The organism is Compostibacter hankyongensis (genome assembly GCF_039541075.1).
In the GTDB taxonomy this organism is placed as follows: Bacteria; Bacteroidota; Bacteroidia; order Chitinophagales; family Chitinophagaceae; genus Compostibacter; species Compostibacter hankyongensis.
In genome coordinates this window covers 631,078-648,573 of sequence record NZ_BAABFN010000001.1, presented here as the reverse complement: position 1 = coordinate 648,573, position 17,496 = coordinate 631,078, and the positions used below count along the sequence as shown (strand labels likewise).

Genomic DNA, 17,496 nt, shown 5'->3' with positions numbered 1-17,496 from the left:
TTTTTTACCATACGCCTAAAGAGAAACCATTACGATGAAATTACCCAACATCCCCGGATGCTTTGCCGCCCTCTGTATGCTCACCGCTTCGATGACCGCCGTTGCCCAGCGCCCTGCCGTGGTGGCGCTGGATAATTACCATAATCACGAGATCAACAAAAAGACCGGGCAGCCTTTTCATTATACCTGGGAAGATACCCTGGCCAGCGGATACTCCCGCTGGGGCGGCATTTTCAGGCAAAAGCAGGCTACGCTGGCCTCCCTTACTGCCAGCCCCGATCAGCACAACCTGCGGCCTTTCGATATATTGATCATCGTGGACCCGGATACCCGGGCGGAAACTGCCGATCCGCACTACATCACTCCTGCAGAAGCAGACGCCATTGAAAAATGGGTGCGCCGGGGCGGTGTGCTGGTGCTCCTCTCCAACGATTCCATCAACTGTGAATTCACCCATTTCAATATACTGGCCACCCGCTTCGGCATGCATTTCAACCCGGTGAGCCTGCTCCATGTTACCGGCAGCCACTGGGAGATGGGAGCCCTTACGGAATTCCCCGACCATCCCGTTTTCCAGGGAGTTCATAAGATCTATATGAAGGAAACCTCTTCCCTCTCCCTTTCGGGTGCTGCCCGGCCGGTACTCACCTACCAGGGCCATACCCTGGCGGCGGAAAACCATGCAGGCAAAGGGCTTGTTTTTGCGATCTGCGATCCCTGGATATACAACGAATATATCGATCACGACCACCTGACAGCGGATTTTGAGAACCGGAAAGCGGCAGAAAACCTCAGCGGCTACCTGCTCAGCCAGGTGCACCGGAAATAAGCGGCATGTTCGGCGCCGCACAGGAGATGTCCGGGCAAAAGACGTCTCTCATACCTACGTCTGGTGATTATATTCACTAAAAGTGTATATAATCGGAGATGATGCTCATCAAATGACATGAGCGGATACCGTTTTTACGGTAAATGCTTACAGGGAATTGCGGCGGATCAGGATAAAGGGATTTTTGATCTGCTCCTGCCGCTTTTCCAGGATAAGACGGGCGGCGGTTTTCCCCATGTGTTCGTGGTCGGTGGAGATGACGGTGATCCCTTCCAGCAGGATCTCTTTCAGCGGGGTCTCATTATAGGAGATGATGCCGATATCCCGGCCCACCTCCCATTTTCGGATATGGCTCAGCTTGATCAGGTTGACGAGGTCCGTTTCTTCGATCACCACATACACATCGCCTGCCTTTACCGCCGTATCCGCATCCATCCCTTCCAGCACCGAATAGGCAAAGTCGTTCATCCGGCAGAAATATTCGAACCCCTTCCGGATTTCGGAAGGATAGGGTACCAGGTTGGGATTGACATATACAAGGCGCTCGTATTTACGGAGCTGACCGATAGCCTCGTTGAGCGCCGCATAGATATCTTTTTCAAAATCCTGGTAAACCGACGCTACTTCCTTGTCCCAAAGCTCCGGCAGCTTTTTGTCGAGCAGCAGCAGCTGCGGGGCGGGAATCCGGCGAAGCAGCGCGATCACCTCTTCCTGCCGCTCATAAAAATGCGGCATGACCACATAATAGTCGTAAGCGCCGATATTATTGTCCAACAGCTGCTGAAATACCTGTACGTTGGAATGATGGATATGCAGGTCTACCTTGGCCATGCCACCCAGGGTGTGCACGAACGCATTATATATCTGCCTTTTATAGTTGCTGATCTTGTTAAATACCAGCAGTACCCGGAGCGGCGCGTACACGTCCACTCGGTTGATAAAATAGCCTTTGCCCTTTACCGAAGTAATGATGCCGCGCCGGCGCAGCTCCTTATAGGCTTTCTCCACCGTATCCCGCGCCAGCAGGTGCCGTTCGCTGAGCTCATTGATGGAGGGCAGCTGCTGCCCGCGCTGCAACTCACCGTCCCGGATGGCTTCGATGATGGAGTCCACCACGCACAGGTATTTCGGCGTATCGGGAATAAACTTTATGGCGAAGGAAGTATGCATGAAATATGGTATCTGCATGAATGGCTGCAAAGCGGCCAAAATACAAAAAAAGCCGGAGAGCAGGAAAGTACAGGATGCCGGAATTATCATCCTGTAGTATGTTTATCCCTTGTAAAACCATTATTATTCTGTAACCGACATTGTTCCTGTCGTCATGCCCGGAGAAAAAACACCGATCATTGCTGCCCCGGCGCTTTTTTTCCTTCAGGCCTGCCGGCAGCAGTATACCTGTCCGGAACCCGTCCCGGTCTCCGGAAGGCCCTCCGGCCGTATATGGAACAAGTTACAAAACCTTATTTTGCACCTGGAAATATTAAATCCTGATTATCATCATTTCAAACAATAAGATCATATGGCATTAACCTCAAAAGATTTCAAATATGTCAGCTATTTATGGGATGACGCCAAAGCGGCATCACTGCAGGGAGACGAAGTAGCGCTGCTGCTCTACCGCTCCAACCTGCTGGGTGCAGACCTGCGGCTGACCAATTACGGCGGCGGCAATACCAGCTGTAAAACAACGGAAAAAGACCCCTTAACGGGAACGGACGTACGTGTAATGTATATAAAGGGTTCCGGCGGCGACCTGGGCACCCTCAAAAGAAACGGGCTGGCCGGGCTGTACCTGGACCGCCTCCATGCGCTTAAAAAGATATACCGCGGCCTCGAGCATGAAGATGAGATGGTAGCCCTGTTCAATCATTGCATTTATGATCTGGACTCCAAGGCCCCTTCCATCGATACTCCGCTGCATGCCTTCCTGCCTTTTAATCATGTGGACCACCTGCATCCGGATGCAGCCATTGCCATCGCCGCCAGCAAAGACGGCAAGCAGATCAATGAAGCGCTTTTTGAAGGACAGATCGGCTGGGTAGACTGGCAGCGACCCGGATTCGACCTGGGACTGAAGCTGCAGGCCTGCCTCGAGGAAAGCCCGGGAATAAAGGGTATCCTGCTGGGAGGACACGGCCTCTTCACCTGGGGAGATACCGCCTATGAAAGCTATGTGAACACCCTTGAGGTGATCGAAAAATATTCGGCCTATCTCCACGAAAATTTCGGCAAGAAAAAACCCGTTTTCGGAGGGGTAAAAATGCAGTCCCTCGCGCCGGAAAAAAGAAAGGAGCAGGCGGCGGCGCTGGCCCCCGTACTGCGCGGCTTCTGCTCTTCCTATACCCGTATGGTCGGTCATTTTACCGATGACGAGCGGGTGCTGGAGTTCATCAACAGCAAAGAGGTGGCGCGGCTGGCGAAGATGGGTACCAGCTGCCCGGATCACTTCCTCCGTACCAAGATATGCCCCCTGGTGCTGGACCTTTCCCCCGACGCAGCGCTGAACGACAGCCAGGCGTTGAAAGAAAAGCTGCAGCCCGCCTTTGACGGATACCGGGAGTACTACCGGCAGTATTACGAAGATCATAAACATCCCAACAGCCCCGGCATGCGCGACCCCAACCCCGTGATCATCCTCTACCCGGGGGTGGGTATGTTCGCTTTTGCCAAGAACAAGCAAACCGCGAGGGTAGCCGCTGAATTCTATACCAACGCCATCAATGTCATGAAGGGGGCGGAAGCGGTTTCCGAGTATGTATCCCTTCCCCTGCAGGAAGCATTTGATATTGAGTACTGGCTCCTGGAAGAGGCCAAGCTGCAGCGGATGCCCAAGCCCAAGCCCCTCAGCGGTAAGGTAGCCCTGGTAACGGGCAGCGGCGGCGGCATCGGAAAAGCCGTCGCGGAAAAGCTGGCCGGCGAAGGCGCCTGCGTGGTGGTGACCGATATCAATGACGAAAGACTTAAGGAGACGGCGGAAGAGTTCACAAAGGCTTTTAGCCGCGACGGATTCATCACCGCACACCTCGACGTTACACGCGGCGACACCATTGAATCCTGTCTGAAGGAGGCCATCCTGGCCTTCGGGGGAGTAGACATTATCGTTAACAATGCCGGCCTCTCCATTTCAAAGACGCTGGAAAACACCACCCTCAAGGACTGGGACCTGCTGCAGGACGTATTGGTAAAAGGTCAGTTTCTCGTATCACGTGCAGCCGTTACCGTTATCAAGAAGCAGGGACTGGACGGGGACATCGTAAACATCGTCAGCAAGAACGCCCTGGTCAGCGGCCCGAACAACGTAGGCTACGGGGCCGCCAAGGCCGCCCAGCTGCACATGAGCCGGCTGATGGCCGCCGAGCTGGGCGGAGATCATATCCGGGTGAATGTCGTTAACCCGGATGCCGTGATCCAGGGCAGCAATATCTGGGCCGGAGGCTGGGCCGAAGGACGCGCCAAGGCGTACGGCATCAGCGTGGAAGAGCTGCCGGCATACTATGCCAAGCGGACCCTGCTGCACGAAACCATCCTGCCGGAAGACATTGCCAATGCCGTGTTTGTCTTTACCGGTGGGCTGCTTTCCAAGAGCACGGGCAACGTGCTGAATGTAGATGGCGGGGTAGCCGCCGCATTCGTACGGTAAAAGTTTAACGTTTAAGGTCTAAAGTCTAAGGTTCTATCCCAGGCAGATTAACTTTAGACCTTAAACTTTATAGACCACCGGAAACCAGAAATTGGAAACCGGAAAGGCGAAGCCTTCATTGAGACCGCTAAAAGATATTAAGCCCGAAATAAACGCGAAGCCTTCACGGAGACCGCTAAAAGTCTTTGTGAACGATGTAAACTTTTCAAACAACATTACATGCAAATCACAAAGGAACAGCTTCAGCAGCACAATGAGCCGCAGCTGAAAAAACATCAGGCACAATGGACCGCGCTGCGGCAGCAGCTTGAAGAAAGGGGCGTGGATGTAGCCAGTACCTTGCAGCAACTGCGGCAGTTCCAGGTAGCCATTCCCAGCTGGGCGCTGGGCACCGGGGGCACCCGCTTCGGCCGCTTCCCCATCGGAGGCGCACCGCTCAACCTCGAAGAAAAGATGATGGATATCGGTATGCTGCATGCGCTCAACCGCTCCAGCGGCGCCATTTCGCTGCACATTCCCTGGGATATCCCGGATAACGCTGCGCATATCCGCGCCCTGGCGACGGAGCTGGACCTCCGGTTTGATGCCGTGAATTCCAATACCTTTCAGGACCAGCCGGACCAGCAGCGCTCCTACCGCTTTGGCTCCCTCTGCCATACCGACAAGGAGGTGCGGCGGCAAGCCGTGGAGCACAACCTGGAAGTGGTCCGTTACGGCGCCGAGCTGGGCACCAACGTATTGTCCGTATGGCTGTCCGACGGGAGCAACTTCCCGGGGCAGTACCACATGCAGGGCGCCCTGCAGCGTACCCTCGAGTCGCTGCAAAGCATTTATGCCGGCATGCCCGACGATTTCCTGCTCTTCCTGGAATACAAGCCTTTTGAACCGGCGTTCTACGCAACGGTGATCCCGGACTGGGGCACCTCCTTTCTGCTGGTGAACAAGCTGGGCGACCGCGCACGGACCCTGGTAGACCTGGGCCATCACCTGCCCAATACCAACATTGAGCAGATCGTGTCCACCCTGCTGGCCGAAGACCGGCTGGCCGGTTTTCACTTCAACGATTCCAAGTTTGCCGACGACGATCTCACCACCGGCAGCATCAAGCCCTACCAGCTCTTCCTTATTTTCTACGAGCTGGTGGACGGCATGCGCCGGAAACAGCGTCCTATGCAGGACCTCGGCTGGATGATCGATGCCAGTCACAATATCAAAGATCCGCTGGAAGACCTCCTGCAATCCGTAGATGCCATCCTGCTGGCCTATGCCCAGGCCCTGATCGTGGATACGCCTGGACTGCAGCAGGCCCAGGAGGAAAACGACCCCGTCCTGGCCCAGGAAGCGCTGCAGGATGCCTTCCGCACCGACCTGCGTCCCCTGCTGGCCGAAGCCCGCCTGCAGGACGGCGCTGCGCTGAGCCCGATCCATTGCTACCGGGAGCTGCAGGTCCGGAAAAATTTAATTGCCGCCCGCGGGGAAAAAACCATCGCTACCGGATTGTGATACGGACGTGTTAAAACAGAAAATGTATGACGGGACAACCAGTGATCGCCGTTTATGATATCGGGCGCACCCATAAAAAGTTCTTGCTTTTCGACCGGCAGTACGGCGTGGTAACAGAATCCAGCACAAAAATTCCCGACATTGCGGATGAAGACGGGTATCCTTGTGAAGACCTGGCAGCGATCCGGGAATGGATGCAGACCGTACTCCGGGAAGCGCTGCAGGATACCAGGTACGATATCCGCAGCATCAGCTTCTCGGCCCACGGCGCCTCGCTGGTACATGTAGGCGCCCAGGGCCAGCCCGTAACGCCCCTGTATGATTACATGAAACCGCTGGACCCGCAGCTCAGGGACAACTTCTACGCGCTGTTCAACGGCCGGGAAACCTTCTCTTCCGAAACCGGATCGCCTGTCCTCAACATGCTGAACAGCGGCATCCAGCTTTACTGGCTGAAGCATACCCGGCCGGAACAGTTTGAAAAGATCCGGCACAGCCTGCACCTGCCCCAGTATGGCAATTTTCTGCTCAGCGGGCGGGCGCATGCCGATATCACCAGCATCGGCTGCCATACCGGCTTATGGGATTTCAGTCATCACCGGTATCACAGCTGGGTGCGGGATCAGCAGGTAGACGACCGGCTACCTGCGCCGGAGGCGCCCACCGTTACGGACAACGTACGCTTCGGAGACAAAACCATACCGGTAGGGATCGGGCTGCACGACAGCTCCGCCGCCCTGCTGCCTTTTGTCTATACCGCACAGGAACCTTTCATCCTGCTTTCCTCCGGCACCTGGAATATTTCCCTCCATCCCTTCTTTAAGGGCCGCCTTACCGCTGACGACTATACGAAGGATTGTCTGTATTACCTGCTGGATAAAGATCAGCCGGTGGCCGCATCCCGTGTATTCCTGGGCAGCGAATACGATCACCAGGTAAAGAAGCTGGAGGCTTTCTTTCAAAAGACAAAAGGCGCCTATAAGGAGGTGCAGCCGGACGCCGCGGCACTGGAGCAGGCGCTGGCGCTGCAGGGACCCGGCACGGCCTTTTATCCCGAAACGATGGGCGGCACCGGCCCCTTCCCGGAGCTGCAGGGACCTGCGCCGGACCTCGGCAGGATGGGCAGCTTTGAAACGGCTTATCATAAGCTGATGCTCGACCTTACCTGGCTGCAAAAGATATCGCTGAAGCTGCTGTCCGACAAATCGCCGGTCAACCGTTTGTATCTCAGCGGAGGCTTTCTGCAAAGCGAGCTGTTCATGGAGCTGCTTTGCAGCTTCCTGCCCGGCTGGCAGCTCTTCATTGCCGAAAACAAAAGGGCTTCCGCGCTCGGAGCGGCGCTGGCGGTACACAAGAGCTGGCAGGACGGTCCCCTGCCGGAAGATGTAACGCCCCTGGTAGCGTTTGCACCGCGGCTCCGGGCAGACCTGTCATCCTACCGGCCTTTCTGACCATCACGGCAACAGTCTTTTTTCCGTATTCAAAACGAACCATAAGCACGCAATAAATCCTTCCTCATATGCAAGTCATCATCGGCGTCATTTACCACTTTATCGGCGGCTTTGCTTCCGGCAGCTTTTACATGCCTTTCAAAAAGGTAAAAAAATGGGCCTGGGAAAGCTACTGGATCATCGGGGGATTGTTTTCCTGGCTGATCGTGCCGCCGCTGGCCGCCTGGCTGACGATCCCGGGCTTTGCGGACATCATCAGCGCCACGCCGTCGAGCGTGCTGGGATGGACCTACCTGATGGGGATACTCTGGGGCATCGGAGGACTCACCTACGGACTCGGGGTGCGCTACCTGGGCATGTCCCTGGGCAATACGGTCATCCTCGGGCTTACCTCCGTCTGCGGGGCCCTGCTGCCCTCCATTTATTACAACCTTTCCCCCCATCCGGGCAAGATCACCTTTACGGATATGCTGGGCTCTACCTGGGGCCGCTTTGTGCTCGCCGGCGTGCTGGTATGCCTGATCGGCATCATCATCTGCGGACGGGCCGGGATACTAAAGGAAAAGGACAATCCCGTGAAGGATGCCGGGGAGAAGGAATTCAGCATCGGGAAAGGCCTGATCGTAGCCGTCATATCGGGATTGCTGAGCGCCTGCTTCAACTACGGCATCGAAGCCGGCACGCCTATGGCCGAGATGGCGGTGAGCCGGGGCATCAACCCCCTTTTCCAGAACAACGTCATCTATGTGGTGCTGCTCTGGGGCGGGCTGAGCACCAACCTTATCTGGTGTATTATCCTGAATGCGCGGAACAAAACCTTTGGCGATTATACGGACAAAGAGGCGCCGCTCCTGAAAAACTATATTTTTTCAGCGCTGGCCGGTACTACCTGGTTCCTACAGTTTTTCTTTTACGGGATGGGCGAAAGCAAGCTGGGCAACGGCGCCAGCTCCTGGATCCTGCATATGGCCTTCATTATCCTGGTGGCCAACGTCTGGGGACTGGTGCTGAAGGAATGGACCGGCGTCAATAAAAAGACCCGCACCACCATTACCCTGGGCATACTGACCATCCTTGTTTCGATCCTCCTGGTCGGATACGGCAACAAGCTGGCGGCAGGGTAATCTCTGCCAGCTCAATATCTTTTCCGGCGGTCCTGCCTCAGGCAGGGCCGCTTTTTTTCTCCCACAGCCCCCTACCGTCCGCTTTACCGAAATTTTCTTCCGCTTCACCGATGTCTCCTTGCCGCCAGACCAGCAAAGGGGATAGATTTGCCCGGCAAAGACAACCGATACGGCACGACTTATAACGGCCTCAACCCTACGAAGTCTTCCTCAGAAATGCCGTGTCGTGCATAAAAGAATATGATGAACGGACAAAAAACAGCCGGCCGCCGGGTACCGGTACTGATTGTCGGGGGCGGCATCACCGGCCTGAGCGCCTCCCTCTTTTTATTACAACAGGGCATCCGCCCCCTGCTTGTGGAAAAACACTGCAGCACTTCGATTCATCCGCGCGCCAGAGGCTTTGACGTCCGGACCATGGAGCTGTTCCGCGAGCTGAAGCTGGATAGCGCCATCCGGGAGGCCGGGAAAGCCCTCTCCGGCGCCTGGGGTATCCATACGGGCAGCACGCTCTTCACCGTATTGAAAGACCTCCCCCGCCGGGAAGGACCGGCTCCCGAGCATCCGCTGCAGCTTCCGGGCATGGAAGAGCTGGCGGCACTGAGCCCTGTGAGCGGCGCCCGCTGCACCCAGGACCTGGCCGAACCGGTATTGCTGGCAGCCGCACTGGATCGCGGCGGGGAATTACTGTTCGGGATGGAAATGGTCCGCTTCTGCCAGGACCACAACGGCGTAGATGTGCTGCTGCGCCACCGGCAGACCGGAGCAGAAGAAGATATCCGCGCCGACTATATGATTGCAGCTGACGGAGCCGGCAGCCCGGTACGGCATGCCCTGGGAGCCGTCACCAGCGGCAGCGGCCCGTTAAGCCAGCTGCTTAATATCTATTTCGAGGCGGACCTGGGCGACTTTGTCCGGGGACGTGAATTCAGCATGCTCCGCTGTGACGAACCCGGACGCACCGGTCTGCTGACCTCCATCAACAACAGTAATCGATGGGTTTTTCATTTGTATTATGATCCCGCTGCGGGTGAAAGTCCGGCAGACTTTCCCGAAGAACGCATTCTCGGCATACTGCAGCAACTGATCGGGTTGCCCGGCCTGCCCATACGTATCCTCAGCGTGCTGCCCTGGCAGCCGACCGTAACGGTGGCCGACGCAATGCAGCACGGAAGAATTTTTCTGGCCGGAGACGCCGCGCATGTCATGACCCCTTACGGCGGAAAAGGTGCTGCTACCGGCATACAGGATGTGCATAACCTTGCCTGGAAGCTGGCGGCCGTGCTGCGTGGACAGGCAGATTCCGCCTTGTTGCAGACCTACAGTGCAGAACGGCAGCCGGTAGGTCTTGCCAATGCCTTGCAATCCGGCCGGCTGGCGGGGCCCAGGGGATTGCCGGCAGCAGAAGCTTTTCCGGGAAAAAGCTTCTGGAACAGCGGCCAAAAAACACCCGAGCAGCTAAAAACGCTACTTAAAAAGCTGGCCGGCATAGAACGGTATGCATACTGCTCTGCCGCTATCCTGGATGAGGAAAAGCAGGAAGACAACAGCGATACCGGTATCTTACGACCCGGAGAAAGAGCTCCGCATGTCTGGGTGGAATATTTTGGCGAACGTATTTCCATCCTTGATGTCTTCGGAAAGGATTTTGTGCTGCTCAGCAGCGATATCGATGCCTGGAAACCGGCGGTAGCCCAGCAGAAAACCCGGAATAACCTTCCGATCCGCGCCTACGATATAGGTCCCGGCAAAACGCTCAACGACCCGGCAGATCAGTGGCGCTGCCAAACCGGTATGGAAGCCGGAGAAGCGCTGCTGGTACGGCCCGATGGCTTCATCGCCTGGAAGGGTCCGGACCTGGGAGATCATGCGGCACAATTATCCGCTGCCCTGGAGCAGATCGCACGGGCTGCCCCTGCCGCATAACCGTCCTCATCTCTTCTCCCCATAGAGCCCCTTTCACCCTTACAGCCGGTCCAACCGGCAGGGGGTCATTTCCATAAATATCCTTCCGCGTTTCAGGAAGATTCCGTAATTTGTAGGTTATACACGTTAAAGGCGGCGCTTGCCCCTGTAAACTCTTTCTCCTGCAAAACCAGAATCGATATGCGGAATTTTATCTTACCCTGTATGATAACCCTGATCATCGGCATACACAGCCGCGCAGGGTACGGTCAGATCCAGAATACCCTTACACCGGAGGACAAGGCTGCCGGATGGCAGCTGCTTTTTAATGGCAGGGACCTCCGGGGCTGGCATTCCTACCTCGAGAACAAACCCGGAAAATCGTGGCAGGTCCAAAACGGCGCCATTGCGCTGAACAAAGATGCGCAAAGCACTTACCGAGATTATGCGGACCTGGTAACCGATGAAGCATTTGAAAATTTTGACCTGAAGGTGGAATGGAAGATGGAACCCTGCGCCAACAGCGGACTGATGTTTTTTGTGCATGAAGATCCGCAGTACAAGGAAACTTATGAAACGGGACCGGAAATGCAGATCGCCGATCTTGCCTGCAGTCCGGACAGCCGCATCTTAAAATGCAGGGCAGGCGACCTGTATGACCTGATCCCTGCCGATACCGAATGGGTAACGCCCGGCGGCAAATGGAACCAATACGAAGTAAAGGCCGACCGGGGACATCTGCAGCTTTTCCAGAACGGACACAAGATCATCGATACCCATCTCTGGGATGACAAGTGGCGGGAGCTGATAGCGCACAGCAAATTCGCAGAGATGCCCGGTTTCAGCGCTTTTCATAAGGGTCACATTTCCTTCCAGGGAACGGAAAACGGGAAACTGTGGTTCCGCAACATCAAGATCCGCAAACTGTAACCATACAAACATCCGGTCATGACAATAAAAAAAGACAGCCCCATCAGCAGGGGACGCTTCATCCGCGATACGGCGCTGGCTACTGCAGGGTTCTATATCGTGCCGCGGCATGTACTGGGCGGCCGCGGCTTTACGGCCCCCAGCGACAAGCTCTATATCGCCGCGGTAGGCTGCGGCGGCGAAGCCGAAAACGATATCCATCATTATGCCAATGCTCCCAAAAAGAATGCGGTAATGGCTTTTCTCTGCGATGTGGACGACCGCATGGCGGCGCCAAGGCGAAAGGAATTTCCCAAGGCCGGATTTTATCACGACTGGCGGGAGATGTTTGAAAAAGAAAGCAGTCATTTTGATGCCGTTTCCGTAGCCATTCCGGATCATAACCATGCCATCGTGGGACTGAACGCCATGCAGCTGAACAAGCATCTTTATCTTCAGAAACCGCTGACCCACGACATCTACGAAGCCCGCATCCTTACGGAGGCGGCAAAAAAATACAAGGTAGTGACCCAGATGGGCGACCAGGGCGCTTCCTGCGACGGCATGCGCATCCTGAAAGAATGGTTTGAGGCGGATCTTATCGGCGATATAGAAAAAGTGTATAACTGGACCAACCGGCCGGTCTGGCCCCAGGGCATTCCCTGGCCCGACAGGCATCCCGCCGTACCGAAGGAGCTCAACTGGGATCTCTGGCTGGGCACCGCCGAGCAAACGGACTATATCGACAACCTGGTGCCGTTCAACTGGCGCGGTTGGTGGCGTTTCGGCACCGGCGCATTGGGCGACATGGCCTGTCATATTATCGGCCCTTCCTTCAAGCTGTTCGATCTGGGCTATCCCACGGAAGTAACCTGCAGCGCCACTACCCTTTACTCAGGCATTTTTAAGGAGGCAGACTATCCCGAAAGCATTCCCCCTTCCAGCCGGCTCCGCTATAAATTCAAATTAAAGAACGGCCGCGATCTGCTGCTCTACTGGATGGACGGAGGCTTTGTCCCCGACCGGCCGGATGAGCTGGACCCGGATGTAAATGAGAACGAGGCCCTGGCGGATACCCCCGAGGAGCATGATTTTGAAGGCGGCTCCCTGTTTATCGGCACAAAAGGGAAGATATCCTGCGGATGGGGCGGCAATCATCCCCGGCTGCTGCCGCTTTCACGGAACCGGGATGTCCATATCCCTCAGAAATATCCCCGCGTGGAAGGCGGCATGGACGGGCATTGGTGGCAATGGGTGGATGCCTGTATCGCCGGCTACGGCAATATGGAAGTGGATTCTCCTTTTGTGGGATATGCCGGCCCCCTCACCGAAACGGTATTGATGGGGAATCTCCTGATCCGCAGCTTTAACCTGCGGCAGAAAGTAAAAAAGAAAGATCCGGTATACGGTACGCTGGAGGAATACGATACGCCCGGCCGCTATATTACTTATAAATGGGATGGCGAAAACATGCGGATCACCAACTTCGAAGCCGCCAATCAGTTTGTGAAAAGAACTTACCGGAAAGGGTGGGATGAATTGAAACTATAAGGCAGGTTTACCATACGGCTTTCATGAAACGAAACTATTATATCGTCGGGCTCATCCTGCTCATCTTTTTTGTCATCTCCTTCCTGACCAACATCATCGGTCCGCTGATACCCGATATCATCAGGGAGTTCAAACTGAGCCTTACCCTGGTAGCGGTACTGCCTTTTTCCTTTTTTATCGCCTACGGGGTAATGTCCATCCCTTCGGGTATGCTGGCGGAAAAATACCGGGAAAAGAAGATCATGATGGCCGGCTTTGCCGTGGCTTTCCTGGGGGCCCTGCTGCTGGCATTTTTTCCCAATTACCTGACCGCGGTGCTGTCCCTTTTCCTCATCGGCTGCGGCATGGCGATGCTGCAGGTGGTGATCAACCCGCTGCTCCGGATAGCCGGAGGCGAGGAACACTATGCTTTTAACTCGGTGCTGGCCCAGCTGGTCTTCGGCCTCGCTTCCTTTGTCAGTCCGCTGACCTACTCCTACCTGGTGCTCAGGCTAAAGCACTCCGGCAGCCGCGCTTCACTGCCGGCGGCGCTGGTACCTGAGCAACATCCCTGGATATCCCTGTACTGGCTTTTTGCGCTTACCTCTCTCCTGATGATCCTCATCATCGCGGGCTCAAAATTCCCCCGGGTGGAGCGAAGCAGCGCGGAAAAGGCGGGACCCTGGCAAACGCATATCCGGCTGCTTAAAAACCCGGTGGTCATCCTGTTCTTCATCGGCATCTTTTGCTATGTCGGTACGGAGCAGGGCGTGGCCAACTGGATATCCCAGTTTTTGTCCGTCTACCACGGATATGATCCGCAGACAACGGGCGCCAAAGCGGTGGCTTATTTCTGGGGGCTGATGACGGCCGGAGGTGTAGCGGGACTGCTACTGCTGAAAATAATGGACAGCCGCCACGTGCTGATCATCTTTACCTGTCTTGCCCTGATATGCCTCAGCATAGCCCTGTTCGGACCGGCCCGCCAGTCGCTTGCAGCTTTTTCGCTCATGGGCTTTTTTGCTGCGGTGATGTATCCCGTTATCTTTTCGCTGGCCCTGAATTCCCTGCAGGAACATCACGGATCTTTTTCGGGCATACTGGTAACGGGGATCACCGGCGGAGCGCTGGTGCCCCTGATCATCGGTTGGCTGGGTGACCTGCTCGGGCTTCGCTGGGGAATGCTTTTTTTATACCTTACCCTGGGATATATCCTCAGTGTGGGCTGGTGGGCAAGGCCGGTGATCACCAATAAAAAAATACGGCTTATCCGGAAAAAGATGCCGGAGAAGCCGGTCTCAGGAACATGACACAGGACTACATTGTCGGCATCGACATGGGCGGTACCCATATCCGCGGAGCCCGGGTGAACAAAACCGTCGTACAGGATATTACACGGCGCCGGGTCAGCAGCAGGGGAACGGAAGAAGAGGTTATGCAGGAGCTGTTCGCGCTCGCCGACCGGCTGGTGAGCGGCGCTGTAAAAGCCATTGGTATCGGCGTGCCGAGCGTGGTAGATGTGGAAAGGGGTATCGTCTATGATGTGCAGAACATCCCTTCCTGGAAGGAGGTGCCGTTGAAGCAACGGATGGAAGAACGCTATGGCGTGCCGGTATGGGTAAACAACGATGCCAATTGCTTTGCGCTCGGGGAACATTACTTCGGGGCGGGTAAAGATCATCCTTCCCTGATCGGATTAACGATCGGGACCGGGCTGGGCGCAGGCATCATCATCCGCAACAAGCTTTATGCAGGCAGCAACTGCGGAGCCGGGGAATTCGGCATGGTAGAATACCTGGATAAATATTATGAATACTATGCCTGCGGTCAGTTTTTCCAAAATGTTTACCGGACAGACGGGGAAACGGTCTTTAAAAGAGCGGCGGCGGGCGATCCGGAAGCGATCGCCATGTATGCGGAGATGGGCGCTCATCTGGGCAACGCCATCAAAACGATACTGTACACTTTTGACCCGGACCTTATTGTCGTGGGCGGATCCGTGAGCCGGGCCTGGCCCTATTTTTCCGGGAAGATGTGGGAACGCGTCCATACTCTCGTTTATCCCCGTTCTGCGGGACAACTGCAGATCAGGGTATCCGCACTGGAGAACAGCGGCATACTCGGCGCCGCCGCCTTGTATTATGACGCTGCCGGCTAAACGACAAAATCTTGCTTATGGAGATACAGGTTTTTGATTCCTATGCTTCCCTGTCGGAAAAGGCGGCGGACGAGGTGATACAGGCCCTGCAGTTACGGGAGCGTCCCCTGTTTTGCGTAGCCTCCGGCGATACCCCCAAAGGATTGTACCGCATCCTTGCGGAGCGCTGCCGCCGGGGCCAGGCGGACATCTCCGGCTGGTATTTTCTGGGACTGGATGAATGGTTAGGGCTGGGTGGGGACGACCCCGGCAGCTGCCGGTATATGCTGGAAGAGGACCTGATCCGTCCCCTGGGGGTACAGCCCGGGCAATGTTGCTTTTTTGACGGCAGGACAAAAGACCCGGAAGCAGAATGCAGCCGCGTAGAAGCTTTTATCCGGCAACACGGACCCATTGACCTGGCCGTGCTCGGGCTGGGCATGAACGGCCATATCGGTTTGAATGAACCCGGCACCCCAGCCTCCTTACGCTCCCATGTATCGGTTATCGATCCGGTAACGGCGCAGGTAGGTCAGAAATATTTTGTCCGCCCGCAATCCCTGACGCAGGGCATTACGCTGGGCATGGCCACATTGATGGAAGCCGCCCGGTTGTTGCTGCTCATAAACGGTGAAAAAAAGTCCGCTGTCCTGCAGCAGGCGCTCGAGGGGGAAATCACCCCGGCCCTGCCGGCGTCTCTGCTGCGCCGCCATCCGCATTATACCGTTTATACGGATGCCGGAGCCGCCGGCATGCTGCATCGCGCTTTTTAATTATATCCCGGGTTTTGCTTTAGCTTCGGATTGGCCGATATCTGGGGCGCCGGTATGGCAAAGATGTTAAGATGACGGTCGGAAGGATCGGCTTTTTTGCCCGGCACCCTGGTTGCGCCATAATACGGTTTTCCGCCGGCCACCTCGTACCGGATGAGGTCGTTTCTCCTCCAGCCCTCCCAGGCCAGCTCCCGCCCACGTTCGGCCAGTATGTTGTCCAGCGTCAGATCGGCCATTTTCCAATCATGGGAATTATCCCCGCTGTATGCGCGTTCCCGGATCTGGTTCACGAGGTCCAGCGCACCGCTCAGGTCCGTGCCCAGGCGCAGTGCGCACTCCGCCCTCATCAGCATGATATCGGACAGCCGAAAAAGTACCATATCGTTGCTCTGCTGTCCTGCCGTTCCCGATTCCGGGAAATACTTGATGTTGCGTACGCCCGCAAGCCGGAATGCCCCGCTCGGATTGGACAGCACGTCGACGTCGGGGGTGAACTTAAGCGGCAGCTGGGTTTGGAGATCGCTCAGCGCCGTAATACCCGGATCAGAGGTACCAACCAGAATATTCTGATAAGGCGGATAAGGATAGGGTGCACTGTACTGCTGCCCTACGAGGTACTGGCCGGTACGCTGGTCCTTAAAAGTGCGGTAGGTATTTGCACCGGTAGCGCTGTAGACGGAAGTCGTATCAAAAGAATAGTAAAAGGCGGCGGCGGTACAAAAGCCGTTATAGGGGCTGCCGCTCAGGCCGAAGTTGACGTTGTTCTGATAATGCAAGGTGTTCATCTCCCAACCGTTCCCGCTTATATTTATCCGGTCAAACGGCACTACAAAAATGTTTTCGGTAGATTTTTCATTATCCGTAGAGAAATTATCAAAATAATCCGCCATCAGGGTGTAGCCGGCAGACTCGATAATGGAATCGCACATGGCCATACAATCCGCCCAGCGCGCCTTTCCCGTATACACCTGGGCGTTCAGGTACAGCTTACCCAACAGCGCAAAGGCCATCCATTTGGTAACGCGGCCGTAGGTGCTGCCGCTCACATCCACAGGAAGCAGGTCCAGGTTATCTTTCAGCTCTTTTTCTATGAAGTCAAATACATCCGCTCTGGGGACGTTGGTTACGGAGTTCGGGTCTGTATTAAAGCTGGTCACCAGGGGCACATTGCCAAACAGGTCCATGGCCAGGAAATAATAATAGGCCCGCAGCGTTTTTAACTCCGCATCGATGCCCGCCAGATTCTCCGGCGGCTCGGGAAGACTGTCCACCTGGGACAGCGCAAAGTTGATCTTACCGATGCCGTTGTAAATATCGTTCCAGGCATTGTTCAGCTGGCCGCTTTGGGCCGTCCAGGTATGCAGCCAGAGCTGCTGCCATTCACCCCCGTCGTACCAGTCGCTTCCCCGGGTGGGTACAATGCATTCATCCGAGCTCACTTCGCTGATGTTAAAGACGCTGCCGTCGGGAATAGCCGTCAGCGCCTGGTAAGCGGGAGCTATTCCCGCCGCAATCTCTTCCGGCGTCTGCCAGAAATTACCGTTGGGGACCACACTGTATACATGCTGGTCGAGCCTGGTACAGGAAGGGAATGCCAAAGCCGCAAAAGACAGCATGACGATGGTTTTATAAAAAAGCTGTGATTTCATAGTAAAGAAATTAAATGGATAAACGGATAACATAAAAACGGGT

13 protein-coding genes are annotated in these 17,496 nt (G+C 55.7%); 11 read left to right on the top strand and 2 right to left on the bottom strand.

Annotated features, from left to right (window positions below; genetic code table 11):
• Positions 1-34: 34 nt before the first annotated feature.
• Entirely contained in the window at positions 35-829 is a 795-nt protein-coding gene (locus ABD851_RS02675) for a DUF4350 domain-containing protein (RefSeq protein ID WP_344974930.1), read from the top strand.
• Between the two features lie 147 nt (positions 830-976).
• Here ABD851_RS02675 and ABD851_RS02670 read toward each other — a convergent pair whose 3' ends face one another.
• Entirely contained in the window at positions 977-1,999 is a 1,023-nt protein-coding gene (locus ABD851_RS02670; RefSeq protein ID WP_344974927.1) for a GntR family transcriptional regulator, read from the bottom strand.
• A gap of 352 nt (positions 2,000-2,351) precedes the next feature.
• Between ABD851_RS02670 and ABD851_RS02665 the strand changes: the two genes are divergently transcribed.
• From ABD851_RS02665 to ABD851_RS02620, 10 genes are all read left to right on the top strand, one after another.
• The gene (locus ABD851_RS02665) at positions 2,352-4,472 is read left to right on the top strand and encodes a bifunctional aldolase/short-chain dehydrogenase (RefSeq protein ID WP_344974924.1); all 2,121 of its coding nucleotides are present in this window, start codon (positions 2,352-2,354) and stop codon (positions 4,470-4,472) included.
• 219 nt (positions 4,473-4,691) lie between these two features.
• A complete protein-coding gene (locus ABD851_RS02660; RefSeq protein WP_344974921.1) occupies positions 4,692-5,975 on the top strand; it encodes a sugar isomerase in 1,284 nt (427 codons plus the stop codon).
• Positions 5,976-6,001: 26 nt separating this feature from the next.
• A complete protein-coding gene (locus ABD851_RS02655; protein ID WP_344974918.1) occupies positions 6,002-7,426 on the top strand; it encodes an FGGY-family carbohydrate kinase in 1,425 nt (474 codons plus the stop codon).
• A gap of 68 nt (positions 7,427-7,494) precedes the next feature.
• Positions 7,495-8,550, top strand: coding sequence for an L-rhamnose/proton symporter RhaT (rhaT, locus tag ABD851_RS02650; protein WP_344974913.1), 1,056 nt, complete (start codon positions 7,495-7,497; stop codon positions 8,548-8,550).
• 243 nt (positions 8,551-8,793) lie between these two features.
• Entirely contained in the window at positions 8,794-10,476 is a 1,683-nt protein-coding gene (locus tag ABD851_RS02645) for an FAD-dependent oxidoreductase (protein ID WP_344974910.1), read from the top strand.
• Positions 10,477-10,680: 204 nt separating this feature from the next.
• A complete protein-coding gene (locus ABD851_RS02640) occupies positions 10,681-11,385 on the top strand; it encodes a 3-keto-disaccharide hydrolase (protein WP_344974903.1) in 705 nt (234 codons plus the stop codon).
• Positions 11,386-11,403: 18 nt separating this feature from the next.
• Positions 11,404-12,915 (top strand): Gfo/Idh/MocA family protein, encoded by a 1,512-nt coding sequence (locus ABD851_RS02635; RefSeq protein ID WP_344974900.1) that lies wholly within the window; start codon positions 11,404-11,406, stop codon positions 12,913-12,915.
• A 23-nt stretch (positions 12,916-12,938) separates the two neighbouring features.
• Positions 12,939-14,204: a sugar MFS transporter gene (locus ABD851_RS02630; protein WP_344974897.1), complete on the top strand. Its 1,266-nt coding sequence runs from the start codon at positions 12,939-12,941 to the stop codon at positions 14,202-14,204.
• The gene (locus ABD851_RS02625) at positions 14,201-15,052 is read left to right on the top strand and encodes an ROK family protein (RefSeq protein ID WP_344974894.1); all 852 of its coding nucleotides are present in this window, start codon (positions 14,201-14,203) and stop codon (positions 15,050-15,052) included. Before ABD851_RS02630 ends, ABD851_RS02625 begins: the two co-directional genes overlap by 4 nt.
• Positions 15,053-15,069: 17 nt before the next feature.
• Positions 15,070-15,804, top strand: coding sequence for a 6-phosphogluconolactonase (locus tag ABD851_RS02620; RefSeq protein ID WP_344974891.1), 735 nt, complete (start codon positions 15,070-15,072; stop codon positions 15,802-15,804).
• On the opposite strand, the gene ABD851_RS02615 is transcribed toward ABD851_RS02620, so the two are convergent.
• Entirely contained in the window at positions 15,801-17,453 is a 1,653-nt protein-coding gene (locus ABD851_RS02615; RefSeq protein WP_344974888.1) for a RagB/SusD family nutrient uptake outer membrane protein, read from the bottom strand. The two genes, ABD851_RS02620 and ABD851_RS02615, sit on opposite strands and share 4 nt — an antisense overlap.
• Positions 17,454-17,496 lie beyond the last annotated feature (43 nt).

Excerpts from the sequence above, each read along its gene's own strand:
- ABD851_RS02675 (WP_344974930.1), top strand. The coding sequence starts at position 35 with ATGAAATTACCCAACATCCCCGGATGCTTTGCCGCCCTCTGTATGCTC.
- ABD851_RS02670 (WP_344974927.1), bottom strand. The coding sequence starts at position 1,999 with ATGCATACTTCCTTCGCCATAAAGTTTATTCCCGATACGCCGAAATAC.
- ABD851_RS02665 (WP_344974924.1), top strand. The coding sequence starts at position 2,352 with ATGGCATTAACCTCAAAAGATTTCAAATATGTCAGCTATTTATGGGAT.
- ABD851_RS02660 (WP_344974921.1), top strand. The coding sequence starts at position 4,692 with ATGCAAATCACAAAGGAACAGCTTCAGCAGCACAATGAGCCGCAGCTG.
- ABD851_RS02655 (WP_344974918.1), top strand. The coding sequence starts at position 6,002 with ATGACGGGACAACCAGTGATCGCCGTTTATGATATCGGGCGCACCCAT.
- rhaT (WP_344974913.1), top strand. The coding sequence starts at position 7,495 with ATGCAAGTCATCATCGGCGTCATTTACCACTTTATCGGCGGCTTTGCT.
- ABD851_RS02645 (WP_344974910.1), top strand. The coding sequence starts at position 8,794 with ATGAACGGACAAAAAACAGCCGGCCGCCGGGTACCGGTACTGATTGTC.
- ABD851_RS02640 (WP_344974903.1), top strand. The coding sequence starts at position 10,681 with ATGATAACCCTGATCATCGGCATACACAGCCGCGCAGGGTACGGTCAG.
- ABD851_RS02635 (WP_344974900.1), top strand. The coding sequence starts at position 11,404 with ATGACAATAAAAAAAGACAGCCCCATCAGCAGGGGACGCTTCATCCGC.
- ABD851_RS02630 (WP_344974897.1), top strand. The coding sequence starts at position 12,939 with ATGAAACGAAACTATTATATCGTCGGGCTCATCCTGCTCATCTTTTTT.
- ABD851_RS02625 (WP_344974894.1), top strand. The coding sequence starts at position 14,201 with ATGACACAGGACTACATTGTCGGCATCGACATGGGCGGTACCCATATC.
- ABD851_RS02620 (WP_344974891.1), top strand. The coding sequence starts at position 15,070 with ATGGAGATACAGGTTTTTGATTCCTATGCTTCCCTGTCGGAAAAGGCG.
- ABD851_RS02615 (WP_344974888.1), bottom strand. The coding sequence starts at position 17,453 with ATGAAATCACAGCTTTTTTATAAAACCATCGTCATGCTGTCTTTTGCG.